28 protein-coding genes are annotated in these 26,693 nt (G+C 65.2%); 15 read left to right on the top strand and 13 right to left on the bottom strand.

Annotation, left to right across the window (positions count from 1 at the left end):
• Positions 1-84: 84 nt before the first annotated feature.
• The 13 genes from ACQ86M_RS14550 (at position 85) to ACQ86M_RS14490 (ending at position 11,025) form a co-directional block, all read left to right on the top strand.
• The gene (locus ACQ86M_RS14550) at positions 85-744 is read left to right on the top strand and encodes a hypothetical protein (protein WP_185275404.1); all 660 of its coding nucleotides are present in this window, start codon (positions 85-87) and stop codon (positions 742-744) included.
• Positions 745-749: 5 nt separating this feature from the next.
• A complete protein-coding gene (locus ACQ86M_RS14545) occupies positions 750-905 on the top strand; it encodes a hypothetical protein (protein WP_185275403.1) in 156 nt (51 codons plus the stop codon).
• Complete coding sequence (locus ACQ86M_RS14540; RefSeq protein WP_185275402.1) at positions 902-1,225, top strand: hypothetical protein; 324 nt, start codon at positions 902-904, stop codon at positions 1,223-1,225. The genes ACQ86M_RS14545 and ACQ86M_RS14540 overlap by 4 nt, the downstream gene beginning before the upstream one ends.
• A 5-nt stretch (positions 1,226-1,230) precedes the next feature.
• Positions 1,231-2,274, top strand: a complete 1,044-nt coding sequence (locus tag ACQ86M_RS14535) for a hypothetical protein (RefSeq protein ID WP_185275401.1) — start codon at positions 1,231-1,233, stop codon at positions 2,272-2,274.
• A gap of 3 nt (positions 2,275-2,277) precedes the next feature.
• Complete coding sequence (locus ACQ86M_RS14530; protein ID WP_185275400.1) at positions 2,278-3,810, top strand: SCO6880 family protein; 1,533 nt, start codon at positions 2,278-2,280, stop codon at positions 3,808-3,810.
• Between the two features lie 136 nt (positions 3,811-3,946).
• Entirely contained in the window at positions 3,947-5,260 is a 1,314-nt protein-coding gene (locus tag ACQ86M_RS14525; protein WP_431245944.1) for an ATP-binding protein, read from the top strand.
• On the top strand, positions 5,257-7,059 hold the full coding sequence (locus ACQ86M_RS14520) for a type IV secretory system conjugative DNA transfer family protein (RefSeq protein ID WP_258045887.1): 1,803 nt from the start codon (positions 5,257-5,259) through the stop codon (positions 7,057-7,059). Before ACQ86M_RS14525 ends, ACQ86M_RS14520 begins: the two co-directional genes overlap by 4 nt.
• Positions 7,059-7,463, top strand: coding sequence for a hypothetical protein (locus ACQ86M_RS14515; protein WP_185275398.1), 405 nt, complete (start codon positions 7,059-7,061; stop codon positions 7,461-7,463). The genes ACQ86M_RS14520 and ACQ86M_RS14515 overlap by 1 nt, the downstream gene beginning before the upstream one ends.
• Complete coding sequence (locus tag ACQ86M_RS14510) at positions 7,460-7,945, top strand: hypothetical protein (RefSeq protein ID WP_185275397.1); 486 nt, start codon at positions 7,460-7,462, stop codon at positions 7,943-7,945. Before ACQ86M_RS14515 ends, ACQ86M_RS14510 begins: the two co-directional genes overlap by 4 nt.
• Positions 7,946-8,040: 95 nt before the next feature.
• The gene (locus ACQ86M_RS14505) at positions 8,041-8,481 is read left to right on the top strand and encodes a single-stranded DNA-binding protein (RefSeq protein WP_185275396.1); all 441 of its coding nucleotides are present in this window, start codon (positions 8,041-8,043) and stop codon (positions 8,479-8,481) included.
• 126 nt (positions 8,482-8,607) lie between these two features.
• On the top strand, positions 8,608-9,369 hold the full coding sequence (locus tag ACQ86M_RS14500) for a hypothetical protein (RefSeq protein WP_185275395.1): 762 nt from the start codon (positions 8,608-8,610) through the stop codon (positions 9,367-9,369).
• A gap of 14 nt (positions 9,370-9,383) precedes the next feature.
• A complete protein-coding gene (locus ACQ86M_RS14495; RefSeq protein WP_185275394.1) occupies positions 9,384-10,010 on the top strand; it encodes a ribonuclease D in 627 nt (208 codons plus the stop codon).
• Between the two features lie 13 nt (positions 10,011-10,023).
• Positions 10,024-11,025, top strand: coding sequence for a hypothetical protein (locus ACQ86M_RS14490; protein WP_185275393.1), 1,002 nt, complete (start codon positions 10,024-10,026; stop codon positions 11,023-11,025).
• A gap of 515 nt (positions 11,026-11,540) precedes the next feature.
• Here ACQ86M_RS14490 and ACQ86M_RS14485 read toward each other — a convergent pair.
• From ACQ86M_RS14485 to ACQ86M_RS14465, 5 genes are all read right to left on the bottom strand, one after another.
• Positions 11,541-14,264, bottom strand: coding sequence for an AAA family ATPase (locus tag ACQ86M_RS14485; protein ID WP_258045886.1), 2,724 nt, complete (start codon positions 14,262-14,264; stop codon positions 11,541-11,543).
• 326 nt (positions 14,265-14,590) lie between these two features.
• Positions 14,591-15,331: a DUF4396 domain-containing protein gene (locus ACQ86M_RS14480; RefSeq protein ID WP_175337893.1), complete on the bottom strand. Its 741-nt coding sequence runs from the start codon at positions 15,329-15,331 to the stop codon at positions 14,591-14,593.
• 46 nt (positions 15,332-15,377) lie between these two features.
• Entirely contained in the window at positions 15,378-16,910 is a 1,533-nt protein-coding gene (locus ACQ86M_RS14475; RefSeq protein WP_175337892.1) for a multicopper oxidase family protein, read from the bottom strand.
• Between the two features lie 103 nt (positions 16,911-17,013).
• Positions 17,014-17,619, bottom strand: coding sequence for a DUF305 domain-containing protein (locus ACQ86M_RS14470; protein ID WP_175337891.1), 606 nt, complete (start codon positions 17,617-17,619; stop codon positions 17,014-17,016).
• 83 nt (positions 17,620-17,702) lie between these two features.
• On the bottom strand, positions 17,703-18,164 hold the full coding sequence (locus tag ACQ86M_RS14465) for a DUF6153 family protein (RefSeq protein WP_175337890.1): 462 nt from the start codon (positions 18,162-18,164) through the stop codon (positions 17,703-17,705).
• 137 nt (positions 18,165-18,301) lie between these two features.
• On the opposite strand from ACQ86M_RS14465, the gene ACQ86M_RS14460 reads away from it, so the two are divergent.
• Positions 18,302-18,553, top strand: a complete 252-nt coding sequence (locus ACQ86M_RS14460) for an SHOCT domain-containing protein (protein ID WP_258045885.1) — start codon at positions 18,302-18,304, stop codon at positions 18,551-18,553.
• Positions 18,554-18,567: 14 nt separating this feature from the next.
• On the opposite strand, the gene ACQ86M_RS14455 is transcribed toward ACQ86M_RS14460, so the two are convergent.
• From ACQ86M_RS14455 to ACQ86M_RS14430, 6 genes are all read right to left on the bottom strand, one after another.
• Positions 18,568-18,885, bottom strand: a complete 318-nt coding sequence (locus ACQ86M_RS14455) for a metal-sensitive transcriptional regulator (RefSeq protein WP_175337889.1) — start codon at positions 18,883-18,885, stop codon at positions 18,568-18,570.
• Positions 18,886-18,902: 17 nt separating this feature from the next.
• The gene (locus ACQ86M_RS14450) at positions 18,903-21,083 is read right to left on the bottom strand and encodes a heavy metal translocating P-type ATPase (RefSeq protein ID WP_175337888.1); all 2,181 of its coding nucleotides are present in this window, start codon (positions 21,081-21,083) and stop codon (positions 18,903-18,905) included.
• 56 nt (positions 21,084-21,139) lie between these two features.
• Positions 21,140-21,403 (bottom strand): YHS domain-containing protein, encoded by a 264-nt coding sequence (locus ACQ86M_RS14445; RefSeq protein WP_175337887.1) that lies wholly within the window; start codon positions 21,401-21,403, stop codon positions 21,140-21,142.
• 52 nt (positions 21,404-21,455) lie between these two features.
• Positions 21,456-23,723: a heavy metal translocating P-type ATPase gene (locus tag ACQ86M_RS14440; protein ID WP_175337886.1), complete on the bottom strand. Its 2,268-nt coding sequence runs from the start codon at positions 23,721-23,723 to the stop codon at positions 21,456-21,458.
• A 35-nt stretch (positions 23,724-23,758) separates the two neighbouring features.
• Positions 23,759-23,968 carry a heavy-metal-associated domain-containing protein gene (locus ACQ86M_RS14435; protein WP_175337885.1) on the bottom strand — a complete coding sequence of 70 codons (210 nt, stop codon included), beginning with the start codon at positions 23,966-23,968 and terminating at the stop codon, positions 23,759-23,761.
• A 367-nt stretch (positions 23,969-24,335) separates the two neighbouring features.
• On the bottom strand, positions 24,336-24,839 hold the full coding sequence (locus ACQ86M_RS14430) for a hypothetical protein (RefSeq protein WP_175337884.1): 504 nt from the start codon (positions 24,837-24,839) through the stop codon (positions 24,336-24,338).
• A 186-nt stretch (positions 24,840-25,025) separates the two neighbouring features.
• Here ACQ86M_RS14430 and ACQ86M_RS14425 point away from each other — a divergent pair, with 186 nt between their 5' ends.
• Positions 25,026-25,604: a TetR/AcrR family transcriptional regulator gene (locus ACQ86M_RS14425; protein ID WP_175337883.1), complete on the top strand. Its 579-nt coding sequence runs from the start codon at positions 25,026-25,028 to the stop codon at positions 25,602-25,604.
• Positions 25,605-25,606: 2 nt separating this feature from the next.
• On the opposite strand, the gene ACQ86M_RS14420 is transcribed toward ACQ86M_RS14425, so the two are convergent.
• The gene (locus ACQ86M_RS14420) at positions 25,607-26,134 is read right to left on the bottom strand and encodes a DUF2306 domain-containing protein (protein ID WP_175337882.1); all 528 of its coding nucleotides are present in this window, start codon (positions 26,132-26,134) and stop codon (positions 25,607-25,609) included.
• Between the two features lie 52 nt (positions 26,135-26,186).
• A complete protein-coding gene (locus ACQ86M_RS14415; protein WP_175337881.1) occupies positions 26,187-26,681 on the bottom strand; it encodes a GNAT family N-acetyltransferase in 495 nt (164 codons plus the stop codon).
• Positions 26,682-26,693 lie beyond the last annotated feature (12 nt).

Raw genomic sequence — 26,693 nt, 5'->3', positions numbered from 1 at the left:
ACGAGTCTCCAAGATGCGCGCCACAAATCGCTCGGAACCGGAAGTTCTAAGTGAAGGGCGGATACGAAGCCGAGGTGAACTGAGATGAACAAGAAGCTGATCGCACTCGCGGCCCTCCTCTCATGCCTGGCCCTCGCCGGCTGCGCCGGTGCGGCGCCAACACGAAACCCGTCGTTCACGACGGTCGCGCCGGCCAAGCCGACGCCGACGTCGACGTCCGCGCAGGACGCGATGCCGGCGGCATCGGGCATCGTCAGCAGCGTCTGGGTCGACGTCTACCCGGGCACCACAGTCAAGGGAAAGCACGGCTGCCCGTGCACGCTCCCGAACTCGCCTTCGGAGCTGTTCCCAGTCGGAACACCGGTGCTGTTGCTGAAGGTCACTATGACCGGCAAGTGGATCCCTTCCCAGGGCAACCAGGACTTCCAGGACGTCACCGGCGCCACCCTGAAGGGCACACAGTTCGACGGCCGCCCCGAACCCGCCGTCCTCGACACCGCCGACGGCCCCGCCGCAGCCAAGGCAGCAAGCCTGCCCTGGCTGCCCACCGGGCTTTTCCACGGCCAGTCGACCTGGACGATCCCGAACGAGAAGAGCCGATCGTTCGCCGTCGCCTACTACGTCCCGGCCGGAGTCGACCAACTCGAACTCACCGTGAACATCCCGTCCGAGGGTAAGGCGAACATCCTCACCGTCCCCCTTCCGACTTCCGCGACCCGCGCGGCCAACGCGAACGGGGAATGAGTGTCGTGGACCTGATCCTCAACCTGCTCGGCCTGCTGACCCTGATCTCCATCGCTCTGCTCGGCATCGCCGCCTCCGGCTACCTCGCCGCCCGGCGCATGCGCGAATCACAAGAACCCGAACCGTCGACCGATCCCACGGAAAGGAACCAAGAATCATGAACGCCCTCAACGAAGCCCTCGTCACCGTCCACGCCCGCATCATCACCGTGGCGGCCGTCCCGAACCCCAGCCCGGACTTCTCCGGTCCCGGGGTCGGAGCCTTGCAGACGATCGCGAACGTCGTGTTCGCCATCGTGCTCATCCTGGCCATCATCGGAGGGTTGATCGCCGCCGGGTTCATCGTCGTCGGCCACATCTCCAGCAACGGACGTGTCCAAAAGGCCGGGATCATCGGTGTGCTCAGCTGCCTCGCCGGTGTCGCTGTCGCCGGCAGCATCGCCGGTCTGATCAACTGGGGCCAGTCGCTCCACGTGGTGTGACCATCATGATCGCCACTGTCGCTACCGCACCGTCGGATCCGTTCACCCCGAACTACGGATGCTTCGTCGCCGACTTCGGCTGCCAGGCATCCCAAACCGTCGCCCAGTTCATGGGCTCCACGATCAAGAACCTCGGCGACTTCATCGCCACGATGATCGCCGGATCCTTCAACACGAATATCGACCAGGGCAGCTGGAACATCGCCCACTCGCAGTTCCTGTTCTGGATCGCCGTCACCGCCCCGGTCATCCTGATCGTCGCCCTGGTGCAGATCGGCATCGCGATGATCCTTCAGGACTGGGGCAGGATCGGCCGGACGGCCGCCGGCGCCGCCCTCGCCATCCCGTTCAGCGCGATCTGCGTCTGGGGGATGCAGAAGGCTTCCGGCATCACCGACGACATCACGCGCGCGCTGACCACCGCCGTTCAAGGCGGCGACCTGAGCCAAAGCCTGCTCCGCGTCGTCGGCCTCTTCGACGCCCCGAAACAGATCTACGGCGCCGTGATGAAGACCATGCAGTTCTCCCAAGACGGCGTCATCTGGGGCATGGCCACCCAAGGGGCACAAGGACCAGGGTCCGTCGGCGAATACGTGATGGCGCTGCTCATCGTCGGGCTGATGATGATCGCGTCGCTGTTCCTGTTCATCGCCATGTCGATCCGCGAATTCGGACTCCTCGCGTTGGCCGCGATGGCACCGGTCGGGCTGATGATGATCGGCCAGCCCAAGCTCACGGCCTGGGCGCAACGATGGCTGAACCTCTCTGTCGGGCTCCTCATCGCCAAACCACTCGCCGCCGGCGTCGTCCTACTGGCCGTGGAGCTGACCAAGGCCAGCCTCAGTATCGGCGTCATCCTCGTCGCCGCCGGGGCGGTGATCGCCGCGTCGTTCAGCCCGTTGTGGGCGACGAAGCTCGTCTCGTTCGCCGGTGCCGAAGTCGGCACCGCCCTCCACCACCGGTTCTCCGTCCGCGACCAGTTCTCGCGCGCGAGCACCGCCGCCGCACCCGTCCGCACCGCGGCACGAGTCGTCAAGGTTGGGAGATAACTCATGACCACCCTCACCGCAGACCAGATCATCACCGAGGAAGGCGCACCCCGGGTCCGCTTCGCCGCCAGGGAACGCCGAGGGATCTTCCTCGGCCTGACGTTCCTGCAACTGGTCGTCATCGGTGCCGCCGTCGCGGTCCTGCTTTCCACCCTGTTCATCGACACCAACGCGATCTGGGTGATGATCCCGATCGTCGCTGTCGTGGTGTTCTTCGCCCTCGCCACCTACCGGCGCGAACCGGTCATCGTGATCGTCGCCCAAGCTGCGCGTTACGTGCGTCGCAGTCTGACTGGGCAAACGCTCTTCCGCCGAGATGTCTGGCTCCGTGTGAGCGTCGCCTCCCTCGACGTGGGGCACGCGCAGGTCGCCGCCGTCACCCCTGTCGTGACCTCGAAGTTCCTCCTCCCTGGTGCGCTTGGGGACGCGCAGATCATCCAGATCCCCGGTGCTGGCGGCTTCATCTACAACGCCCGTGGCAGGCTCGCCTCTGTCACCGTCAAGGTCGGATCGAGGGCGTGGGCGCTGCGCGACAACGGTACTCAAGAAGCCGCGTACGACGGGTTCGTGGAATGGCTCAGCTCGCTGGAGAACCTGCCCGGTGTCCGGGAGACCACGATCCGGATCCGCGTTGACCGCGCCTCCTCGAATGAGTTGCGGGACTACCTGGTCGTGCGGGAGAACGAGCACGACCCGCAGGTCACCGCCGAGCTGCGCGAGCAGTATTGGGCGCTGACGCAGGCGGCCTCGAAGCGGTCGATGGGGTTCACCAACTACATCACCCTCACCTTCGACACCGCTGCGCTCAACAGCGCGATCCGGGACGCGGGGAGAGGACTCACGGGCCTTGCCGCCGTGCTCAAGGAGAGGGTCGCCGGCATCGAAACGTCGATGGAGCACGCCCGGCTCACCCCGGCCGGATGGCTCACCTCGGACGAGCTCGACGAGCTGAACGCCCTGTCGGCCGACCCCGTGGCCGCCGCGACCCGGCGAGAGCAGGACTCCGGGATCGTATCCGCGCCGTCGCCGGTGATGGGAATCGACGAAGGCTGGGATGCGCTGCGGGTGGACGAGTCCTGGCACCAGACCTTCTGGGTCGCCGAATGGCCGCGCACCGACGTGCGCACCGGGTTCCTCGAGCCGCTCCTCTACGCCGGGGACGCGACCCGGGTGATCACGTTGCAGGTTCGACCGGTCGCCACGCACAAAGCGCTGGCCCAGCTGAACCGCGCCCAGTCGGACATGGAAACCGCAGCAACCATCCGGATGAAGCTGTCCTCCCGAATCCCGCTCACTCACCTGCGCGAGGAGGAGGACCTCGCGGTGCGGGAGCACGACCTCGTCGACGGGTTCGGGGATGTTCAGTACCGCGGTTTCGTGACGATCTCCGCTGAGTCCAAGGACGCTCTCGCCAAGGCGCGGACCGACATCGAGCAGGCGTCGCATCCGGCCCGTCTCGTGCTGGCGTCGATGTCGGGGCAGCAGGCCGCCGGGTTCGTCACCGCGGCGCTACCGGTGCCGCTGGAAGGGGAATGACATGAAGCAGTCAGCTGTCATTGGTCGCATCCCGGCGAATGAGAAGCTCGGCGCCAACGGACGCCACCGACAGACCACCGCCACCGACAACAACTCCACCTGGAAGCTGCAGTCCGCGGAACTCCCGGCCTCGAAGATGCCGGCGTGGGGCTGGAAGCAGCCGCACAACCTGCGCGGCCCACTGCGCGCCACCCCACCTGCACACCGTTGCTCGTCGAAAGTGCTGGGTGGCGCGTATCCGTTTCTGGCCGAGACCGGGGACATCCTCACCGGCGCGTACATCGGGGAGAACCTCCTCTCGCGGGCCCCGTTCTGCTTCGACCCCTGGGACGCGTACTCCGCCGAGGCCGTCCGCTCCCATTCCGTCGCCATCCTCGGGGTCAAGGGGACCGGCAAGTCGATGCTGGCGAAGTCCTGGTCCTCCCGGCTGGCCCGGCTGGGGCGCAAGGTCGCGGTGCCGCACGACCCGAATGGGGAGTGGGTGCGCGTCGCCGCGTACGTCGGCGGGAAGTCGATTAGCGTCGGCCCGGGCAAGGCCGCTCGGATCAATCTGCTCGATGAAGGCCCGCGTGATCCGTCGTTCTCGGATGAGGACTGGAACCTGAACGTGCTCCAGTACCGTCGCGCGACGGTGAAAACGATCATCCGTCGCCTCCGCGAAGGCGGGAATCTGGAACCGGTGGAGCACACCGCACTCGACGTCGCTCTCGATGCTCTCCGCGGTCAGTCCACGGTCACCATCACCCATGTGTACGACCGTCTCGTCGATCCCGGGCAGAGCCAGCCACTCGAGGTGGTCGAAGCGGGCCACCGACTCGCGCACTCGTTGCGCCGGATGGTCTCTGGCGATCTCACCGGGTTCTTCGACGGACCCTCCACGGTCCGGTTCGACGCGGACGCCCCGATGATGGTCGTCGACACCTCCGCGCTGAAAGGGGCGTCGCCGGAGGCGCAAGCGCTAGCGAGGCTGGCGACGGCGAACTGGATCCGCCGTTCTTCTCTCGGCGCGAATCGGCAGGCGCGGGTGATCATCCACGAGGAGGCTGCAGTTGAGCTGCTAAACGATGTTTCCGGCGGAGACGGCCTCGCGGAGCGAGTCGAGGACGAGAAGGTCGCGCGCCACCTCGGCACCTCCAACTGGTATCTGCTGCACCGGGTCGCGGACCTGGACGCGCTCGGTGACCGCAACAGCGCCCTCCATTCGCGCGCGCTCGGCCTGCTCGCGGACTGCGAAACCCGCATTTCCTACGCGCAGCACTCCGGTGAGATCGCGAGGTCGCGGGAGATCCTCGGCTGGAACGACACCCAAGCCGACCTCGTCCGCAAACTTCACAAGGGCGAAGGGCTCTGGCAGATCGGCCAGGACCGGGTGGCGAAGGTGCGCAACATCTGCACCGACTACGAACTCGGCATCTTCCGCACCGACGCGATGGGCGGTGAACGAGCATGAGAACCCACGGCTCCTCTTGGACGCACGTCGCCCTCTACAGCCTCTTCGCCATCGTCGTCGCCGGCACCATCACCACCGGGGTCGCGACCGCGACCCTCGCTGCCAGCTGCGGCGGCGGCCAGCCAGATAGCGTCTTCGCCGGTCTGCAACTGGCCATGGGCGGAGACCCTTCCGGCTTCAGCTTGGTGCCGGGGTGCGTGGCGCCGGTCACCCTCATCCGGGTCCTTGATCTGCTGACCGTCATCCTCCTTCTGAGCGGGATCGCTGTTGGGGCGGTCTGGTGGCTTCGCTACTGGCAGTCGGATCGGCACTTCATCAACGACCTCCGCGGCCGCGACGGGCTCGCCAAGCCCGGAGAAGTCCGCAAGCACACCTCCGCACGCACCGCTCTTCATCGCGCCAAGACCCTTCGGCCGTCGTTGGTCAACCCTGCGCCGTCAGCGGCTGGCTGGAAGGTCGGGCGCGCCCATGGGCAGGACGTCTACGTATCGATCGAGGACTCGATCGTGGTTGAGGGCGCGCCCCGGTCGGGCAAGGGCTACCGGTTCATCATCAACGCCATCCTCGACTGGGACGGACCGCTGATCACCACCTCCACCCGCAACGACAACCTCTCCGCGACGATGCGCGAGCGCGCTCGTGTCGGGGACGTGACGGTGTTCGACCCGCAGGAACTCACAGGGGTGCGCTCGGCACTGCGGATCTCACCGGTCGCCGGATGCGAGGATCCTCTGATCGCGGACCAGCGCGGGCAAGCGATTATCGCCGGCACCGCGCTCGGCGTATCCAAGACGAACCAGGAATGGGCGCAGGTGTCCTCCTCCGTGCTGTCCCGGCTCCTTCACGCGGCCGCCGTTTCCGGGCGAGGCATTGACGCGCTCGCCCGCTGGGGGTCCAACCCCCGCCTCGCGCTTGAGGCGGTTGGGGTGCTCGCCAACCAGGGGTCGCCTGGCTGGTCCGAAGACTTGGACGCGATCATCAACGGCGACGAGAAGCTGCTGGCGAACTCCTGGTTCGGTGTCTTCGGTGCCCTCCGACCGCTGTCCATTCCATCGATCCGGAAGGCGATGACGCCGGGTCCGGGGGAGCAGTTCGACCTCGACGCGTTCCTCGCTGGGTCGAACAGCCTCTACCTCGTCGGCACGGGCGCCGGCGCCGGGTCGGTCGGCGGCTTCCTCGGCGCGATCCTCGACGACATAGTCGAGACCGCCCGCCGCAAAGCCCTCGCCTCGCCAGGCTCCCGGCTCGATCTGCCGCTCGCGCTCATCCTGGATGAGATCGCGAATATGTTCTCCTGGCCCGCGCTGCCGCGGATCATGGCCGACGGCGGCGGCATCGGCATCTCCACCGTCGTGGTTCTGCAGGCGCTCTCACAGGCCGAGACGGCATGGTCGCGGTCGGAGGCGGACACGATCTGGTCGGCAGCCACCGCCAAGCTCCTCCTCGGTGGCGCGTCCGACGTCGACCATCTCCGCGACATCGAATCTCTTCTCGGGCTTCGCCGGATCCGGACCACCGGGCACTCGTACAACGACAACGGGTCGTCCACGAACGTGCAGAACGAGAAGGTGCCGGTGATGACGATCGACGAGATCCGACGCATGCCCGACACCGTCGGACTCCTCGCATACCGGAACCGGCGCGGCATCCTGCTCGACCTCCGCGGATGGACCGATCGCGACGACGCCCACCAGGTCAGCGCCGGAAAGAAGCTCACCGAACTCGATCAACAGGTCGTGTTCGCCGAACAGTATCAAGCCGCGCTCGATCGCCGAGGATCAGCGGGAGAGGGGAACTGATGTCAAACCGTCGCCGTCCCGCCCGAGGTAACACCTACCGCAGCAACTACCTGCACTCAGGAGCATGGTTCGCCCGCCGCGACCGATGGTTCCTCGAGGAAGGGTCCCGTATCGGCACCATCCGCTGCGCTCTCTGCCTTGGTGCTGGCAGCGCCCGCAGCCTCGAGCTGCACCACCTCGACTACCGCGGCGTCACCCAGACCCCGCACGGCTGGACCGCCCACGAGCCGCACGAAGACCTGACCGCCCTGCACCCGCGCTGCCACGAGTACGTCCACCAGCTCATCGAGCGCGACCGCGCCCTCTCGGGGTTCGTCTCACGCCGCACCGCTTCCGTCCAAGCGATCGCCCGGCTGCAGGCCAAGATCGCCCACTACATCGAAGCCTTCCTGGAGCAGCAGTGACCGACGACATCCCACTCGATGACCTCGTCGCCTCCCTCGCCGAGGGCTGGGAAGACCAGGCGCCGCGGCAGAGTCCGGGGATGCTTGGCATCCGTGTCATCAACTGGCGCACCCTCGACTACGCGGACGCCCCGGAGGTCTGGACCGACCTCCGGGAATGGGTGGTCTGGTTCACCCACCGCTACAACCTCGCCTCGCGGAAGATCCCGCCGTGCTGGTTCAAGCACGGCGCCCTCGTCGAAGAACTCTCCGCCCTCCACACCGCATGGCTGGTGTCCTACGACAGTCTCGATGCCGGCTACGGACCCATCGGCTGGCATGAACGCCTCGCGGTCGCCATCCCCCGACTGGCGACTTGGTACAACGGCGAATGCCACAACGGCCACACCGAACTACTACATACCGGCGGCGACGCGGTCCCAGCGGAGTGGGTCGATTGGATTCGCGAGAGCCACGCCAAGCCGCAGGCGGAACGCCGCTGATTTGCGCGCTCTCCGCGCGCATTTTCCGACCCCAAACCGGAAGTTCTAAGTGAAAGCGACCCAATAGCTGGTCGCCAAAATGGAAAGGAAGAACGATGAGTACACGAGTCCCGATCAGCATCGAAGGCAACCTCGTCGCCGACCCCGACTACGGCGAATCACAGAACGGCACCAAGTTCGCCAAGTTCACCGTCGCCGTCACCGACCGCAAGCTCGAAGACGGCAAATGGGTCGACGGCGACACCCAGTACCACCGCACCACCGTCTTCGGCCGCACCGCCGAGAACGTCCGCGCCAGCCTCGCCAAGGGCGACACCGTCATCGTCAACGGCAACCTCGAGTTCCGCCACTGGACCGACCAGGCCACCGGCGAACCCCGAGCCGCCACCGAAGTCGTCGCCGATAGCGTCGGCCCCTCGCTCCGCTACAGCGCAGCGGAGGTGACCCGGCGCCCAAAAGTTGACGGCCCGGAGGCGTCGAGTTCCGGCCCTTCGACAGCCGCGAGAGCACTTTCTCCTTCGACACTTGCTCGATGAGCGCGATCGTCGAGGCAGAGCCGGATGCTGGCTCTGCCTCGACCCGGAAGTGTACCTTGCGTGCCGAACGGAATCGCCGCGCGGCCTACCCGACGATACGAGAAGGTGCTCAATAGTATCTGTCTCGTGCCAAGAGGAGACGCGACAGAAGCACGACGAACAACGAATCTTTCATCAACGCTCGTCGCGATCGTCTTCATAGTTCCCGGGTTGGTGCTGCTGATCATTTCAAGTCGTCCGTTTGCGCCAGCCGATCAGTGGATTGCTGGGCTGCTCGGTCAGTTGGGCGGCCTACTCGTCGCGACCGGCCTGATTACCATCGCGTGGGAATTGTATGGAAAGCGCTCCTTTCTGGCGGAGGTGCTTTCAAAGGCTCAACTTCGATCCGACGTCGTCTCGGCTGGGCTTGAGCGCGTCACCGACGAGTACCTCCAGGAGGTCGAGTGGGACGAGTTATTTAAGGGCTCTAAGACCCTCGACGTTGTGGTCGCATACGCGTCCACCTGGAGGAACGCGCATCGCGTTCGCCTTCAGAAACTCGCGGCTCAGCCTGGAGGCCGGCTAAGGGTCTTCTTGCCCGACCCGGAGGATAAGGAAACGTTGTTCACCTTGTCCCAGCGATTCAAGATGTCTGAGCAATCGCTGAAAGACAAGATCAACGAGGCGATTGCTGATTTCAAGGAGCTCGGCGGCGAAGTTCACGTGCGGGCTGGCGACGCCGTGTTCAGTTGTTACAACTTCGAGCACAAGGCCGTACTCACTCTCTATTCGCACTCGCAAGAACGTCGGGGGTCCGTGCCAACCTTCTTGGTAGGCGATGGCATGATTCGGCAGTTCGTGACCTCAGACATTGAAGCGATTCTGAGGCAGAGCACGCCGGTCCAGTGAGGATTGGAAGGTCGATGCAGTCACTAACCGCAAATGTGGTGGAGCGGGACATACCTGCTGAGATTCTCTCGCGCGCGATGGATGAGGCAGTCGTGGCCTGGGATATTGAGACGACTGGCCTTGACTGGCGTTCTGCGACAATCGAGACTTGCCAGCTCTCTTTCGCTGGCGAGGTGTTTGTGGTCCAGTTGCTGGGCAACCAACATCCGGACAACCTGAGTCGTCTGCTCGCGGCACCAAAAGTCACGAAACTCTTCCACCACGCGCCCTTCGATGTACGTTTCATGACTGCGCACTGGGCCGTTCGCGCGCAGAACGTGGCCTGCACCAAGATCGCAGCGAAGATTGTCAGCCCCGGGCTGCCAAATGACTCATACAGCCTTAAGTCTTCGCTGAAGATGTATCTGGGCATTGAGCTCGATAAGACTGAGCGACTTTCGGATTGGTCTCGGCACCACTTGAGCGACACGCAGCTTGCGTACGCTGCGAGGGACGTTGCCTATCTTCAGCCGCTGCTCGAGCGTCTGCAAGCACGTGGGCGTACACACGGGGTGTGGGAGCTTGTGGAGCGTTCGTTCGAGTACATCCCGACTCGCGCGGCCCTCGACATTTCGGGTGCGGGAGATGTCTTCACGTACTGAGAGCGCATCGGCAATGGATCCGAAACCGTTCGGCCCAGGGATCTACGCTGCGAGGCTACTCCGCGCCACTATCTTTGACGTCGACAATCTACTTGACGAGGCCCTGGAGGCCGGTGGCCAGCGGCGTCGGGGTTCCGGCATCGCCGCGTTAGACCAGTACATGCGAGCCAGCCCGCGGCGCGACTTCGTATATGGGGCCATCTTCGGAACCAACATGGAGACCATCGAACGGCTGCTTCGCACCTGCAAGGAGCTTGCGGAAGCGATCGCGTTAGCCTTCGATTCAGGTTCGCTCGTCCGGGTTGCACCGTTCGTGCTTGAGCGAGCGCTTGGCGAGGCGATCATGCGGATTTGCTACATCCTGGATGCTGGCGTGCCACCAGCGCGAACAATATTGCGCATGGCTGCCTATCAATTGGAGTCAGTCGAAGGGAACCTTCGTACGGCTGAGGCGTTCGGACCATCTGCAGCGGCCGCTAAAGCGCGAGCCGAAGAAGCCATCACCGAGATACACGCTCAGCTTTATGACAACGGATTCGCGCGCGCCGCGGCCAAGACCACGCCCTTTACGGCAAGCCTGATGTTCGACGGCCAGCGGGAGAACCTAGCGTTCAACGCGACCGATGCATACAAGCGATATCTTCCGGCAAGCGCCTGGCAGTGGGAGTTGGGTTCGGGCGCGACTCACGGCCGAGGATGGCTACTTTCAGGACTCGTCGAGACGGTAGAGACCGAAGCACTAACGACTACTTCTGAGGCGGTGATGGCGGTCGCGGGTTCAGCGCTTGAACTCGCAGACGCGCTCGCGAATGCGATGGCAAGTCACACTGGTGTCGACGCGAACTGGTTCTTTCGGAAGAACCATCTTCGGCGTCGAGGCGTGACGAGTTGGTCGGTGGGTGGACATGTCGACCTCGCTGTCGATCACATCGAATACGCCAGGCGTGGGACCAACCAGCGGAGCCGGGGAGCTTATCTGGGCCCGAGTTTTCGAAGGCCGGATAGCGAAAGCTAGACCTCCGTTAACCAGTTCAACGGAGTGGGGTGCGCGTTCCACTTCGACGCTGCCAAGGCCCGCGACGCTGGATGCGAGCGGTGGTCGGGTAGACACTGAGACCATGCAAGGTCTGCCGCCGTTACCGAGACCCTGGGGAGCCTCGAATCAAGATGCCGTCGAACTGTGCCTAGAGTGGATGATCTATCTCGGTGCAAACGATGCGGTCGCAAGCTCAGGTGTCGCACTTCAGACGTGCGACCTCTACAGCAGTCACTACCTTGCATGGGTGGACAACCGACAGCGCAATCTAAGTATCGAAACGGTGGAGCGGGCATCGAACGTTGCTGCCGGCGATGGACGTCGTCCTTTGGTTTTCGTGCCAGGGGGAGTGCTACCTACTGCGCAGGATCGGGCCGATGAGCTGGGGGTCGCGCTTCTGCGATTTGATGCGCGCAACGCCGATCTCGACGGGGCGAATCTTGCGGGCCGCCGAATTCGAACGAACGGACTCGCAGCCAGCTAGTCGCCGGATGTCAGCTTGCACCCAGGCCGGACGCATGCGCTGGCGACCCAGTTCGAACTTGTCCGGCCTCGGGTAGGGCTGCTCGCCGGAGTTCCATACGGGCCGCCGAGCGTGATTTGTCGATCGTCTCCTCAACGACCGCACGCTGCATTGTGTCAACGAGTTGAGCTGTGGCCGCCACTTCTGTCGCGGCTACTACGACAACCCTGTTGTTGTCCTTGCCCCGCGTAAGTCCGACGTAAAGGCCAGCTGCATCGACACTGGGTCCGACGAACGAGAGATCTGTCGTCTCGCCCTGCACGCCATAAACGGTCGTGGCATACGCCAAGTGAAGGTGTGACTCTGCGTACTCGTGAGTGATCCTCCGGAGGTCCGTCGAATCGTTGGATGCAGCAAGCATCACATGCTGAGTGGTGACACCCCTCACTACCCAGTTTTGGCGGTTCTGTACGTCCGTGTTGCGGTCGTTGCGTCTTGTCTGGACGACGTCGCCGACGAAGATTGCCTGTCCTTCTTGTCCATACACGGCCGCACGGATGTCGACGCTTCCGTCGACGACGCGTCGGCTCTGAATATCCTCACTTATCGCTTGAGCCTCGGCGTGGGTAGCCGTGACCAGGGAGATGGTCTTATGCCTGTGGTTGGCGTCGAACCACGCGTCGACCATTGCCTCGCGAGCCTCGAGCTCTGAGCTCGCTAGGACAGCGTGGCCCGATTGGACCAGTTCGCTTGCAATCTCTTCCGCGTGCTCGCGGCCCTCCGACCGGCGAAGTTTGAGGCTGAGCTCGGCCCACGCAGGATCCTTGAAGCGATGAATATTGAGGAGTTCGACTTGGCGCGTGGCTCTGCGCCAGAAGAGGGCCATAGCGCCCGAGTGTCCCACTGGAAGCGCCTGGTACTGATCCCCTACAAGTGCAACACCTGCTCCTGTCCGGGCGACAATGTCCAGCAGGGCATTGGCCGCCTCCATGTCGAGCATGCCGGCTTCGTCAACGACGATGCGATCACCGGGTCGAATCGCGATTCGTGGACCTTCGTATTGGGCGCCCGTCGTTGGGTCGAAGTCACCACTTCCGAGACATGACCATTCGCTCGCGCCGGCGTTGTTGCTCTTCCAACGCCATCCGTAGTCGTGGAGCAGCTGGTGCAGCGATGACGAGGCGCTCTCCGTCTCACGCCCGGCCACAGCGGACGCCTTCTTAGTCGGCGCAACGATAATCATGACGCGACCCCGCTGTCGCAGCGCGGCATTGGCGACTTTGAGCATCGTTGTCTTACCTGTACCAGCCGCGCCTGCAACTACGACGATTCGGTCCGAGCCGGCGATCGCTGAGGCGCCTTCCAATTGCCCTTCATCGAGTGACCTAGAGGGCTCGATTGCATGTGCAACGGCCGTGATCTCTGCGGCGGGGACAACCGCGCCCGGCGAGGCTAGAGACTCTGTTCGTTGAGCGATAGCGGCCTTCAGCGTTGCCGTGGACGTCGCCATCCGGCGTTTGATGTGCGCCGGGATATTCGGCTCAGGCAAAAGTGTCACCGTGTGCGTCCGTGTGGCACGAGTGATCACTTCATCGACGACCGCCTCCAGCCGAGCACGGTCTGCGGTTACGCCGGAAGCAGCGATCGCGCGAATCGCTCCGGCTCGGACATCCAAATCGCTGAATCTGCCTCCAGAACCGGTCGATCTGGCATCCGCATCTACAATCGCCATGGCTGCGAAGAGGTCGATGTCTAGGTCGCCGATGACCATCGATCGAGCCGCGACCGCGCTTCGCGGTCGACTGAGTTCCGGATCGGCATGAAGAAGCTCGGCCATCACAATCGACGCCCAATCCTCCTCATCCAATTGGCCCGGCTTATTTGGCCGACCCGCCGCCCACGCCCATTGATCGATCTGAGTCAGCACTATGGGGGAAGGCTGCTCGCCAGGGTGCTGCTCCTTCCACTGCCGCAGGTGAGCGGCCTTGTTCGCTTCGATCTGCGCGGAGCGCTTCGAAAGCGGCCGCACCAGATGCTGCAGCTGTGTTATCTCCCCGTCCGAGTCCAGCGTGAAGCCCTTCGCGGCCAGCGCGGCGATCCACGTTGGGTCGGTCCTTGAGGCGAGGTCGCCTTCGGCGTTCACGACGTTCTGGAACCGGAGAGCGACGCGAGTGTCGACGTTGGACCACTTCCCGTCGAGTCCTTGGACCTTGACGTTCAGCCAGAGGTGGCGGTGCTTGTGCGGGTCTAGCGAGCGCGATCGTTCGTGTCGGAGCTCGACGATCTCGATGCGAGCAAGGTCCTCGCGGATGGCGCCCTGCTTGCCTCGGCGGGCGTTGAGTTCGGTTTGCCACAGCTTGATGATCCGGTCACGCAACCGGTCCTGCAGATCCTCGTAGGCGGCCGCCAACTCTGGGTCTAGCATCGCCGCGATCGAGAACGACTTCGGTGCGTTGATCGTCGCATCCAAGATCAGATCCGCGACCGGCGACTCCAGATCCCGCCCCCGACGCTCGCCGGTGAGCGGGTCGACACCATCGACCCAATCCTTCAGCTGGGAGCGGGTGAGCAGGTCGTCACGGATGGCGCCATTCTCGACGATGTACCGCGTCATCACGGCATCCGCATAGCCCGCGGCCGCCAGTGCGCCGTCGGCAGTCTTAGCTGTCAGGGTGGCGTCGCAGACGCCGCCGAAGGCGTAGCGGACCGCCTGCTTGACCCCCTGGGCTGCCTGTCCGCGCTTCCAACGCGCCACTCCGCCTCTCACACTTAGAACTTCCGGTTTCGCGCGCAATTGGGCGCTCACGGGGCGCGCACACTCAAAGAGTGCCTACGTGCATCGTCTATCTCTTGTCTCTCCTGTTGCTCTTGCCCTGGCCTCTCTTGTCTCCTCGTGTCAGTTCTTCTCTCTTGGGCTGGCTCTCTCATTTCGTTGTCTGTCGATATTTGGTTCTTCTCTCTCGTCGGCCTCCCACACCTCTCGGTCGATGCCCTTTGCGCCTGCGATGACGCGATCCCCTCAATGTTTGACCTCTCCCAGGCCAATGCCGATCGTGATTGACGTTTGGAGTGCCCTCGGCCTTACATCCGCTCTTTGATGCCCACTCGAATGAGCAGCCAATTGACCGGGTACGCCGTTACGAATCCCAGCAGCATCGCCCATTGCATTGCGAACCAGAACTCGGGCGAGTTGACCGGGGCGCGGCCGCCGAAGAGTGCGGGGAACAGAACGAGCTGGATCAGCGCCATCGCCCCGTACATACCGACCTGCCAGGAGGTGATGGAGGCGGCGTCGGCTTTGAGCGCTTCGATCAGGCCTTTGCCGAGTCCGAGCCCGCGCATGGGGGCGATGGCGAAGTACTGGAAGATGATGCCGAGTCCGAAGGCGAGGATGAAGTCGAGGATCCAGACGGCGAACATTTTGTCCTGGAAGAGCCAACCCCAGCCGAACGCGACGGCGACGGCTGGGATGAGGAAGGCGACCCACTCCGCGATGAGGTCCCCGAGCGCGCAGCCGGCCCCGCAGTGGTTGGTACCGGTGCCGACGGCCACCGCCATGGGCGTCTCCGCATCGTCCGCATTCTGTGAAGGTGCGGGTGTGCGTCCCCAGCGGAGGTAGCCGCCGAGCCAGAGGAATCCTCCGAACAGCATGGAGACGGGCCAGACGACGTTCATCACGGCCATCTTCTGCGGTCGTCGGATCACATCGACGGCGACGCCGATGGTGCAGGCGATGCCGATCCCGAGGGAAGTCCAGGCGAGGACGTTGAGCCAGGTGGGGAAATCGCCCAGGGCAGGCGTTATCGCGTGGGGAGGCGTCATGCCTCCACTGCTACCCGGATCCTGGCGCGGGCTGTAGCCCGTTGACTCAGCTCTTCTCGTAGCCGAGGACGGCCATCATCCCTGATTCGGCGTGGTAGATGTTGTGGCAGTGCGTCATCCATTGGCCCGGGTTGTAGGCATCCAGTAGCACCGTGAGAGATCGGTGCGGCAACACGATCGCAGTGTCCTTTCGCGGGCCGCCGTCGAGCTGGAACGTGTGGCCGTGAACGTGGAACGGGTGCCACATCATGGTCTGGTTGGCGATGGTGAGCTGGACGCGTTCGCCTTCCCGGACCGTGTAGGCGCCGTCGAGCGGGTTGTTCATGTCGAAGGCTTTGCCATTGATGCCCCAGTCGTACTTCATCATTCCGCCGGTGAGGGCGATGTCGATGCGGCGGTCGATTCTGCGCCGCTGCAGGGTGTCTGCAGAGGTGGCGCTCAGTACCGCCGCTGTGACCGGTGACGTGTCAGAGGCCGTGTAACCGTTCGCGGTGGGTGTGGGGCTCCCAGAGTTGGAGCGGAGGACGCCGAAGCCGCGGTCGGCTTTGCCGACGGCCTCGGCCACGATCGGGAAGGCACCGTCGGCGACGGTGACGATCGCGTCGTAGCGTTCGCCCATCCCGAGCAGGATGCTGTCGCCCTCGACCGGGTTCACCGGGTAACCGTCGGTGTGTGTGACGGTGAGCCGGTGGCCGCCGACCGAAAATCGGAAGGCGGTGTCGCCGCCGGCGTTGATGATGCGCAGCCGCACCCGTTGCCCGGGCTTGGCGGTGAAGGTGGCCGGGTCTCCGGCTGGGCGTCCGTTGATGAGGTAGTAGGGGTAGTAGACGTCTCCGGCGTCGCCGCCGAGCAGGTTGGAGCCGGTTCCGGTGAGCAGGTTGCCGGCGCGGGTCGGGGTGCCGTCCTGGCCGCCGCCCATCATGCCGCCCATTCCTCCCATCCCGCCCATGCCTTTCATGCCTTTCTTGAGGTCGGCGAGTACCTGGTCGGGTGTCGCGGTGACGCCGTCGAGCCAGTCGTCCAGCACGAGTACCCAGTCGTGGTCGTAGTTGAGGGGTTCGCGGGGGTCTTCGATGACCAGCGGGCCCTGGAGGCCGCGGTCGAGTTGCGGGCCGACGTGCGGGTGGTACCAATAGGTTCCCGGGGCGTCGGCGGTGAACGCGTAGTCGAACGAAGCTCCGGGGCCGATCGGCTGCTGGGTGATCGGGGGAACGCCGTCCATGTCGTTGCGGAGGGCGATGCCGTGCCAGTGGACGGTGGTGTCGTCCGGGAGCTGGTTGGTGACGTGCGCGCGGATGATGTCACCGACATGTGCCCGGATGGTGGGGCCGGGGACTTCACCGTTGTAGGCCCAGGTGGAGGCGGTGCGCCCGGCCAGGTCGATGTCGGTCTTGGCGGCGGTGAGCTGGACGCGGGTTGTTCGCCCGGTGCGCCGCCGGGCCGTTTCGGCAGCGGTGACGGGGCTGCTGGTCGCGGTGAGGAGGTTCGGTCCGCCGGTGCAGGCGGCCAGGGCGAAGGCGGTGGCGACCCCGGCGCCGCCGAGGAGAAGGCTGCGCCGGGTGAGGTTCGAAGAGTTCATCAGATGTCCAGAGAGGAAGCGGCTAGAGGGCCGTGAGGAGTGGGGAGGGGCGGGCGCCGCCACGAGGGGGAGGGTGACGGCGCCCGCGTCTGGTGCGACCGGTTCAGAGGCTGGCGAGGAGCTGCTTCATGGTGGCGATCTCGGCGCTCTGTGCGGCGGCGATCTTCTTCGCCAGCGCGACGGCGTCGGTGGCCGTGCCCTGTTCGGTCTCGGTCGTGGCCATGGTGATGGCGCCCTGGTGGTGCTGGATCATCTGGGTGAGGAACAGCTTCGACGCGTCTGCGCCGGACGCGTTCCTCAGCGCGTCCATGTCCTGTTGCGACATCGTGCCGTCGCCGCCCATGTCCATGCCGCCCATGTCGGATTTCTGGCCCCAGGTGTCGAGCCAGCCATTCATGGTGTCGATCTCCGGCTGCTGCGCGGCCTTGATCTTCTGCGCGAGTTCGGTCACCCGGGCGTCGATGCCCTGCTTGGCAAGGAGCGTGTCGGACATTTCGATGGCCTGCTGGTGGTGGGGCACCATGCTCATGGCGAAGGTGACGTCGGCCTGGTTGTGGTCGGAGGTGGCGGCGGGGCTCGAGCTCCCGTGGGTCATCCCGGACATGCTGCCCATGCCTGGGTCCTTTCCGGAGGCGCCCGCGGTGCAGCCAGCCAAGGCGGCGGCGGTCAGGAGTGCGCCGGAGGCGATCGCGATCAGTCGGATGTTCATTGTGGGGTCTCTTTCGTCGTATGAATCTGCGGATGGTAGGCACGCTGAAGCAACACCGCGCGATGCGCGGTGTGCGGTGTGCGTCATCTGCGATCGATAGACAGTGCGAGAAGAGACGGTGGTGATGATCCGACCCTGCGCGTGATCATCCGGGCCAGGGTCGTGGGTGCAGCCCGGGAGCCCAGGCCGAGGAGCGCCCGGCTGAGTACCGGGGCGATCAGGAGGATCGTCGCGGCGAGCAGCGCGAGCGTGCAGATCATGGCAGTCGTGTCGTGCATCGGATCACAGCCGTCGATAGCGCATCCCCCGCCCGCCCTGGTGTCGGACATCGCCTGGCTGGAAACTGCAGGGTGCGATTGGTCTGGGTGTGACACTGTCGACGCGGATACCGCTGGCTGGACCGCGACGAACCCGTGTGGTTCGCCCATAGGCGTGCTGACAACGTGCATGGCGAGGATCCCGGTCACGATGCCCGCGACCGCGAAGAGGAGGACGAGCACGCAGCGCCAGGTGCGGGTGCGCATCGAGATGCTGTCGGCGAGCATTTCTCCTCCTTCCGGGAGACAAACTACCGGCGCAGTCTGGATACCCGCCGGGGGTTTAACGCTGACGGGACCTAATGCCCCATCCGTCTCCACATTCGCGTCCAAGCTGAATGGAGAAATCGTTTGAGGAGGCGGACGTGTACGGGTGGATGATGGGCGGCATGGGGGCGTGGTGGATCATTTGGCTGATTGTGCCGTTGCTGATCATCGCGGTTGTGATCGTGCTGGTGGTCACTCTTAGCCGGCGTGGTCCGTCCGCCGGTAGTGGTGCGGTTCAGCCAGGGCGTCCGTCGCCTCGGGACATTCTCGATGAACGGTACGCCCGAGGCGAGATCGACCACGACGAGTACGCCAGGCGTCGGGACGAGTTGGGTCGTTCTGGAAGCTGAGCCCACGGGACCCGTCACGAACGCACGAGTCGGGCGATGGCGTCGCTGGCTTCCTGGATCTTGGCCTGGCCTTCGTCCCCGCCCAGTAGCACGGCGTCGGTGACGCAGTGTTTCAGGTGGTCGTCGACGAGGCCGAGGGCGACGCTCTTGAGTGCGGAGGTCAGGGCGGAGATCTGGGTGAGGATGTCGATGCAGTACTGCTCTTCATCGACCATTCGCGCGATTCCGCGGGCTTGCCCTTCGATCCGGCTGAGGCGCCGCATGTATCCGGCTTTGTCGGTGATGTAGCCGTGCTGGTGTTCGTGCTCGGCGGTGGTCGTGGTGTCGTTCATTAAGGCTCCAAGGGCGGTCAGGTTCGGGATGCGGGTGCCGGCGTCGCCGGCTGGGTGCGATTTCGGTCGAGGGCAACGCGGGCGCTGGTCTCTGGTCGCAGGTCGAGCCGGCGCAGCAGCTGAGCGTTCAGGGCGACGACGATCGTGGACAACGACATGAGGATCGCGCCGACCGACATCGGCAGGACGAACCCGATTGGTGCGAGCACGCCGGCGGCAAGCGGCACGGAGATGAGGTTGTACCCGGCTGCCCACCACAGGTTCTGCTTCATCTTGCGGTAGCTTGCGCGGGAGAGTTCGATGACCGACAGCACGGAACGCGGGTCGTCGCTGGCGAGGATCACTCCTGCGGAGGCGATCGCGACGTCGGTGCCGGCGCCGATGGCGATTCCGACGTCGGCCTGGGCAAGAGCGGGGGCGTCGTTGACGCCGTCGCCGACCATCGCCACCTTGCGTCCCTCCGCCTGGAGCTCCTTGACCTTCGCGGACTTGTCCTCTGGCCGCACTCCGGCGAAGTACCGGTCGATGCCGAGTTCGTTGGCGACCGATCTGGCTACGGCGTCTGCGTCGCCGGTGATCATCACGACCTGCGCGTTCTGAGCGTGGAGGGCGTCAACCGCTTGCCGGGACTCCTCGCGGATCTCGTCGGCAAGTTTGAGCGCACCGGCCACCTGTCCGTCGACCAGGACGTGCAGGATGATGGCGCCGTCCTCTCGCCAGGCGTCGGCGATCCGGAGTTCGTCCACTCCGGCTTCGTGCAGCAGGTTCGGGCCGCCGACCTGGACGTGGTGGCCGTCGACCGTGGCCGACACTCCGACCGCGGGGGAGGATTCGAAACCTGCGGCTGCGCCGACGGTCACATGGCGAGCGGCTGCGGCGTTGACGATGGCCCGTGCCAGCGGGTGCTCGGAGTCCGCCTCGGCGGCGGCGGCCAGTGCCAGCAGTCGATCGGAGGTGGTGCCGTCGGTGGTCTCGATCGCGGTGACGCTGGGTTCGCCCTTGGTCAGGGTGCCGGTCTTATCGAACAGCACCGTGTCGATGGTGCGCATGCTCTCCAGGGCGAGCCGATCCTTGATGAGCACTCCGCCGCGGGCGGCGCGTTCGGTCGAGATGGCGACGACGAGCGGGATGGCCAGACCGAGGGCGTGCGGGCAGGCGATGACCAGAACCGTGATGGTGCGCACGACGGCCTCATCCGGCAGGCCGAGCAGGGTCCAGACGACCGCGGTGATGATCGCCGCGCCGAGGGCGAACCAGAACAGCCACCCGGCGGCGGTGTCGGCGATCCGCTGGGCGCGGGACGAGGAATTCTGGGCGTCGCTGACCAGGCGTTGGATACCGGCGAGCGCGGTGTCGTCGCCGACCGCGGTGATTTCAACGCGCAGACCGGAGTCGGTTGCGACGGTGCCCGCGACGACGGCGTCTCCGACGTCGCGGCGCACGGTGCTGGATTCGCCGGTGATCATCGACTCGTCCATGCTCGCCGAGCCGGAAACGACGCGTCCGTCGGCGGGGATGCGGCCACCGGGGCGGACGACGACGACGTCGCCGACCCCGAGGTCGGCGGGGGCGACCTGCACCGTGCTGTCACCCTCGACGCGTTCGGCCTCGTCGGGCAGCAGCGCTGCCAGTGAGTCGAGGGCGGAGGTGGTCTGTGCCAGTGACCGCATCTCGATCCAGTGGCCCAGCAGCATGATCACGATGAGGAGGGCGAGCTCCCACCAGAAGTCGAGTTCGTGATCCAGGATCCCCAGGCTCGCACCCCAGGACGCCAGGAACGCGACCGTGATCGCCAACGCGATCAGCAGCATCATGCCGGGTTTGAGCGCCCGCAGTTCACCGACGGCGCCAGTGAGGAATGGGCGACCGCCCCAGACGTACATGACCGTTCCGAGGATCGGCGAGATCCACGCCACCCAGGCGGCGTCCGGCAGCGGGTACCCCAGGATCATCGCGAACATCGAGGAGAAGCCGACGACGGGGACGGCGATGATGAGCATGATCCAGAACAGACGACGGAACTGGCCGACATGGTCGCCGTGGCCGGCGTGCCCACCCATTCCGCCGTGACCGGCGTGTCCGGCCATGTCGTGTCCGGCGTGCTCGCCCACGTCGTGGGCCTCGTGGTTCTCGGCGGTCTCGGTCGAGGTGGAGTGGGCGCGGTGGTCGCGCCCGTCGTGCTCGGTGTGGTCGTTCATGCTTAGCCCTTCACCTGGGTGATGTGCTGCTGGCCGCCTGTACCGGGCGGTGGCGGTTATGCGGTGATGTATGCCGTGGGGTCGGCGTCGAAACGGGGTGCGCAGCCGGCACAGCAGAACCAGTACCGCTCGCCGTTGTAGTCGCGGTAGAGGCCTTGTGCCTCTGCCTTCGCCTTGCTGACGGTGCTGCCCTTCATCACGACGCACTCGGTGAGATCGTCGGCGCCCGTCCCGCCGAGGAGGTTGGTGCTTCCCGTCGGCATGGTGGCGGCGTGGTGGTGGTCGCTGGTGGTGCTGGTGTTGCAGCAGCTGTCGCTCATGATGTGTCCTTTTCGTGAGTGGTCATGCGGTTTCGAGCACGGTCGCCGGCGTTCAGGCGGCCGTTCGGGTCGTGGTGGTCTTGGAGCGGAAGCCGCGCAGGCGGAGGCTGTTGCTCACGACGAACACGCTGGAGAATGCCATTGCCGCTCCGGCGATCATCGGATTGAGCAGGCCGAACGCTGCCAGCGGGATCGCCGCAACGTTGTAGGCGAATGCCCAGAACAGATTCGTCTTGATCGTGCCCAGCGTTCGCCGGGCCAACCGGACGGCATCGGCGACAGCCCGGAGGTCACCGCGGACGAGCGTGATGTCAGCAGCTTCGATGGCGGCATCCGTACCGGTTCCCATCGCCAGTCCCAGGTCGGCGGTCGCTAAGGCTGCGGCGTCGTTGACCCCGTCGCCGACCATCGCCACCGTCTTGCCTTCGGTCTGAAGCCGGCGCACGGTATCGGCCTTGTCTTGGGGGAGAACCTCGGCGAGCACGGTCTCGATGCCCACCGCGCGAGCAACCTCCCGAGCGACGGTCGCGTTGTCTCCGGTGAGCAGGATCGGGGTGAGTCCGAGCTGCTTGAACGCGGCCACCGCTTCTCGGCTGGTCGGCTTGATCGCGTCCGCGACGACGAGCAGCCCTCGCGTTTTCCCGTCCCATGCGACGCAGACCACGGTCTGTCCGGCAGTTTCAGCAGAGTTCTTGGCGGTTGCGAGCCTGTCATCGAGGACGATGGACCAGTCCTCCAGCAGCGACTGGCGGCCCACGAGCGCCAGGTGTCCGTCCACAACGCCCTGTACGCCGCGGCCTTCGATGTTCACGAAGGATTCAGGAGTGGAGAGGGTGCCGACGCGCTCGATGGCCGCGGCGGCGACGGCTCGGGCGATCGGGTGCTCGGAAGCAGCTTCAACGGCGCCGGCTATCCGGAGCAGTGTGGACTCCTCGACGTCGGGCGCGGTGATGACCTGGAGCAGTGTCATCTTCCCGGCGGTGACCGTGCCGGTCTTGTCCAGGACGATGGTGTCGACGGTGCGGGTGGACTCCAGCACTTCGGGTCCCTTGATCAGGATGCCGAGTTGCGCTCCACGTCCGGTTCCGACCAGGAGCGCCGTCGGGGTGGCGAGTCCGAGCGCGCAGGGGCAGGCGATGATCAGTACCGCCACGGCGGCCGTGAAAGCCGCAGCGGTCGGGTGACCGGTGAGTATCCAGGCCGCCAGGGTGACTACGGCGATGCCCAGAACGATCGGGACGAAGATGCCGGAGATGCGATCGGCGAGACGCTGCACCGCTGCTTTGCCGGACTGGGCGTCCTCGACGAGCTTGGCCATCTGCGCGAGTTGCGTGTCGCTGCCGACCCGGGTGGCGCGCACCAGGAGGCGGCCGCCGGAGTTCACCGTGGCACCGGCAACGGCGTCACCGGCCGTGACCTCGACGGGCACGGATTCGCCTGTGAGCAGCGACATGTCGATCGCACTCGAACCGTCGACCACGATCCCGTCGGTGGCGATCTTCTCGCCGGGCCGGACCACGAACTCGTCATCGGTGCGCAGCGTCTCGATTGGGATGCGCACCTCCAGGCCGTCGCGGATCACTGCCACATCCTTGGCGCCGAGTTCAAGGAGCGCCCGCAGGGCTGCGCCGGCCTGCCGCTTCGATCGCTTCTCGAAATAGCGGCCGGCGAGCACGAAGGTGGTGACTCCAGCGGCGACCTCGAGATAGATGTTGCCAGCTCCGTCCGAGGCGGTCACCGTGAAGCTGAACCCGTGAGTCATCCCGGGCATCCCCGCCGTTCCGAAGAAGAGGGCGTAGAGCGACCAGACGAATGCGGCCAGGGTTCCGATCGACACCAGGGTGTCCATCGTGGCCGCTCCATGGCGGGCGTTGATGAACGCTGCTTTGTGGAACGGCCACGCTCCCCACGCCACGACCGGTGCCGCCAGCGTGAGCGAGAGCCACTGCCAGTACGTGAACTGCAGCGGCGGGATCATCGCCAATGCGATGACCGGAACGGACAGCGCGACGCTGCCGATGAGCCGGTTGCGAAGTCCAGTGAGTTCCGGGTCGGCGTCCGCCGGCTCGCTTTCGAGTTCGACAGCCGGGAGCGCGGCTGTGTAACCCGTCTTCTCGACTTCGGCGATCACGGTGGCCACATCCATGCCGTCCGGCAGGGACACTCGTGCCTTTTCGGTCGCGTAGTTCACGGTCGCGGTGACGCCGTCCAGACGGTTCAGCTTCTTCTCGATCCGCATTGCGCACGACGCGCAGGTCATTCCGCCGACCTCGAGCTCGAGGGTGGCGCTGCTTGCTGCGGGCGAGGGAGATGCTGTCATGTGGTGCTCCTCAGGTTCGGACGGCGGTGCGGTTCCTACTTCCGGACGGCGGCGTAGCCGGCCTCGTCGACCGCGGCGAGTACGGCGGTGTCGTCCACGCCGGTCGCGGCGGTGACATGCAGAACGCCGTCGGACGCGGACACCTTCACGTTCTCGACGCCGGCGACCTGGGCCACCTCGGTGGACACTGCCCGCTCGCAGTGCTCGCAGGTCATTCCGGTCACCTGGTACTCGATCGTTTCCATCAGTCCTCCATGATTGCTGGGATACCCTCGGAGGGTATCGCTGTCTTGGAAAATGATACCCCTAGGTGGTATTTCTGCAACCCTGGATGTCCGTCGTCGCGCAACATGGTGGTTTTCGCAGCGGCTCTTCTCTGTCGTTCGAGATCGCCGTACTACAGTGGCGCGGCCACCCACCCCCGATCGGAGGTTCGATGGCGCACGCCCACGCGCATTCTCATGGCGGCTCATTCCGCGCACGCCCCCACGGTCGGCTCCTGCGCACTGTTGTCCCAATTGGATCGTGACGACGTCGATTGACTGCCCGTGCGGCTGAGTTGAGCCGCATCGAGAGCGACATCGATCTATCGACCGAGGTAATTGCGGAGCATCAACTTCGCTGCAGGACTCGTTCTCGCGCGGCCCAGGGCGTGATCCCTCGGGGTTTGATAAAGCTCAGGAGCGCGATCGCGCAGAGCACGATCAGCCCTGCGACGCTGTCGACGACAAGTTGGACGCGAGCGGCCGCGAAATCTCGTCCGGTTGTCACCGCCGCGTGCGCGGCGATGTCGGAGACGTGTGCGTGCAGTGCGAGGGCGGCGGTAGCGACAACAGTCAGGATCAGCTTCAACAGGACCCAATAGTGACGCGTCAATCCCCAGCGGGTGATGAGCGAGACGAAGATACCGCTTATCAGGCTGGCACCCGCGAGAGGAACGATCACGAACCATATGGTCGCCCGAAGCGCCGCATAGATTCCTGCCCAGAGATCCTCTTCGGCGGTCGTCCAGCCGAGTGTTGCGATGGTGGCGAAGGCAGCGACTGCGCCGACCCAGCCGATCGACAGCCCCACGTGCCACGCGACGATCGCCGTTCGAGCTCGCGGCGACGTCATCCGTGCATCCGCGCCATGCCGTTACCGGTGAGATGCAGGACGAGAAGTACGGCTATCGCCAGAACGATCGTTGCGGATACGACGAGCACCCAGCGCGGGGGCCTGTTCCTGTTGTCTGTCACGCCTTTATCTATACAGAACGTCGCGTAAACGTCAAAGCGTCTCCCAAACGGCTATAGTGGAATCATGCCGAAGCTGTGGAGCGAGACGATCGAAGAGCACCGTTCGGCCGTGCTCGATTCGATCCTCGACGCGACGGGGAGGCTGGTTCATCGGGAGGGGATCACCGGTCTGACGATGACCGCCCTGGCAGAGGCCAGCGGAGTAGGGCGCGCCACGCTGTACAAGTACGTACCCGATGTGGCCGCCGCGGTGGCCGGCTGGCAGGAGCGAGAGATAGGGCGTCACCTCCAACAGCTGCGCAGCATTGCGCACGATAGTCCAGCCGAATCCCGCCTGAGCGAAGCGCTACAGGCGTACGCGCGGCTGCGTCGACACCAACATGGGGATGATGGTGTCCTGCACCTTCCGGAGCGGATCTCGCCGGCCGAGCTCGAACTGACTGACATGGTGCGTGAACTCATTGATGAGGATGCCCGCGCCGGGCGCGCACGCACCGACATACCAGCAGACGATCTCGCGGCGTTCGCCGTTCACGCCATGGGAGCCGCCGCGACCGCATCGGATCATTCCGCCGTAGACAGGCTCACCGCGGTGGTTGTCGGTGCCATCCAGGGCCCTTTTTCGCAGCCACCCGCTAGCTAAAGTTATGGTGTCCGCGCAGCCGCCCGCTCCGATCGCATCCGACGGTGGCGCAGTACCGCACGCATGATAAGGGGTGTCCCGATGATCGCCGGCAGGAACCAGAACAGCCAGGACGGGAGGAGCTGCCAGATCGGCAGGTGAGGTCCGTTGTCGACGTAGAACGCGGTCAGCATGGCGACGTAAGAGACTCCCATGGCGATGATGTGTGGAGCGTCGCCGGGTCGGTGGAGCCGACGGTAGATGAACCCGTAGGTGGCCGCGACGGCCGCGACAGCACCGGGAGCAACGAGCGGTAGGTCGGCGGGCCACCGGAAGGCGGACATCGCGCACGCGGAAGCGAAGACGATCAGGATCGCTCCGAAGTAGAACCGGCCGCTGACGACATGTCGGCCGGAGCCCTTTCGGCTGAACATGGCAACGAGTCCGCTCACGATGGCGACCAGAGCCGCCGCGACGTGGATTCCGAGCAGGACCAGGAAGACGGCGGAGAGCGAGGCAACGTCCAGTCCGAGCAGAGGTTCCGTGCGCATGAGGGGGCCTCCCTCCGGTGCGCCCAGGGTAGCGCCGCGCCAGGGGTGCGGACTACTGTTCCCGTCGCCGCTCGATAAGGATGGTGTCGCGCCATTGCCCCACCCACGGCCCGTAGGTCATCCGGGCGATGCGTTCGCGATGGCCGACGACTCGGAAACCGGCGTGCTCGTGGAGACGGAGGCTGGCCGTGTTCTCGCGGAAGATGCTCGACTGGATCGTCCAGATGCCCGCGTTGTCGCACGCGCTGATCAGCTCGTTCAGGAGCAGCCGTCCCAGTCCGCGGCCGCGCGCGCGGTCAGCAACATAGACGGAGTGTTCGACGACGCCCTGGTAGACCTCGCGTGAGGAGACCGGGGACACGGCTGCCCAGCCGGCGAGGCCGCCTTCATCGACCGCGACCAGTCGACCGACGTGCAGCTTGCCCGCGTCGAAGCGATCCCACGACGGAGGCGTGGACTCGAATGTGGCGTTTCCGGTCGCGATGCCCTCGGAATAGATCCGCTCGACCTCGGGCCAGTCGGTCTGCGTGAGTGGTCGGATGATCATTTGCCTGTCGAG

The organism is Leifsonia xyli subsp. cynodontis (genome assembly GCF_050632205.1).
Taxonomy (GTDB): domain Bacteria; phylum Actinomycetota; class Actinomycetes; order Actinomycetales; family Microbacteriaceae; genus Leifsonia; species Leifsonia xyli_D.
This window is presented reverse-complemented; position numbering and strand designations above follow the sequence as displayed.

Coding starts and splice junctions, on each gene's coding strand:
- ACQ86M_RS14520 (WP_258045887.1), top strand. CDS start 5,257: ATGAGAACCCACGGCTCCTCTTGGACGCACGTCGCCCTCTACAGCCTC.
- ACQ86M_RS14465 (WP_175337890.1), bottom strand. CDS start 18,164: ATGCTCGCCGACAGCATCTCGATGCGCACCCGCACCTGGCGCTGCGTG.
- ACQ86M_RS14470 (WP_175337891.1), bottom strand. CDS start 17,619: ATGAACATCCGACTGATCGCGATCGCCTCCGGCGCACTCCTGACCGCC.
- ACQ86M_RS14495 (WP_185275394.1), top strand. CDS start 9,384: ATGCAGTCACTAACCGCAAATGTGGTGGAGCGGGACATACCTGCTGAG.
- ACQ86M_RS14430 (WP_175337884.1), bottom strand. CDS start 24,839: ATGACGTCGCCGCGAGCTCGAACGGCGATCGTCGCGTGGCACGTGGGG.
- ACQ86M_RS14480 (WP_175337893.1), bottom strand. CDS start 15,331: ATGACGCCTCCCCACGCGATAACGCCTGCCCTGGGCGATTTCCCCACC.
- ACQ86M_RS14450 (WP_175337888.1), bottom strand. CDS start 21,083: ATGAACGACCACACCGAGCACGACGGGCGCGACCACCGCGCCCACTCC.
- ACQ86M_RS14455 (WP_175337889.1), bottom strand. CDS start 18,885: ATGAACGACACCACGACCACCGCCGAGCACGAACACCAGCACGGCTAC.
- ACQ86M_RS14515 (WP_185275398.1), top strand. CDS start 7,059: ATGTCAAACCGTCGCCGTCCCGCCCGAGGTAACACCTACCGCAGCAAC.
- ACQ86M_RS14475 (WP_175337892.1), bottom strand. CDS start 16,910: ATGAACTCTTCGAACCTCACCCGGCGCAGCCTTCTCCTCGGCGGCGCC.
- ACQ86M_RS14490 (WP_185275393.1), top strand. CDS start 10,024: ATGGATCCGAAACCGTTCGGCCCAGGGATCTACGCTGCGAGGCTACTC.
- ACQ86M_RS14420 (WP_175337882.1), bottom strand. CDS start 26,134: ATGCGCACGGAACCTCTGCTCGGACTGGACGTTGCCTCGCTCTCCGCC.
- ACQ86M_RS14415 (WP_175337881.1), bottom strand. CDS start 26,681: ATGATCATCCGACCACTCACGCAGACCGACTGGCCCGAGGTCGAGCGG.
- ACQ86M_RS14425 (WP_175337883.1), top strand. CDS start 25,026: ATGCCGAAGCTGTGGAGCGAGACGATCGAAGAGCACCGTTCGGCCGTG.
- ACQ86M_RS14540 (WP_185275402.1), top strand. CDS start 902: ATGAACGCCCTCAACGAAGCCCTCGTCACCGTCCACGCCCGCATCATC.
- ACQ86M_RS14445 (WP_175337887.1), bottom strand. CDS start 21,403: ATGAGCGACAGCTGCTGCAACACCAGCACCACCAGCGACCACCACCAC.
- ACQ86M_RS14440 (WP_175337886.1), bottom strand. CDS start 23,723: ATGACAGCATCTCCCTCGCCCGCAGCAAGCAGCGCCACCCTCGAGCTC.
- ACQ86M_RS14535 (WP_185275401.1), top strand. CDS start 1,231: ATGATCGCCACTGTCGCTACCGCACCGTCGGATCCGTTCACCCCGAAC.
- ACQ86M_RS14505 (WP_185275396.1), top strand. CDS start 8,041: ATGAGTACACGAGTCCCGATCAGCATCGAAGGCAACCTCGTCGCCGAC.
- ACQ86M_RS14435 (WP_175337885.1), bottom strand. CDS start 23,968: ATGGAAACGATCGAGTACCAGGTGACCGGAATGACCTGCGAGCACTGC.
- ACQ86M_RS14530 (WP_185275400.1), top strand. CDS start 2,278: ATGACCACCCTCACCGCAGACCAGATCATCACCGAGGAAGGCGCACCC.
- ACQ86M_RS14525 (WP_431245944.1), top strand. CDS start 3,947: ATGCCGGCGTGGGGCTGGAAGCAGCCGCACAACCTGCGCGGCCCACTG.
- ACQ86M_RS14550 (WP_185275404.1), top strand. CDS start 85: ATGAACAAGAAGCTGATCGCACTCGCGGCCCTCCTCTCATGCCTGGCC.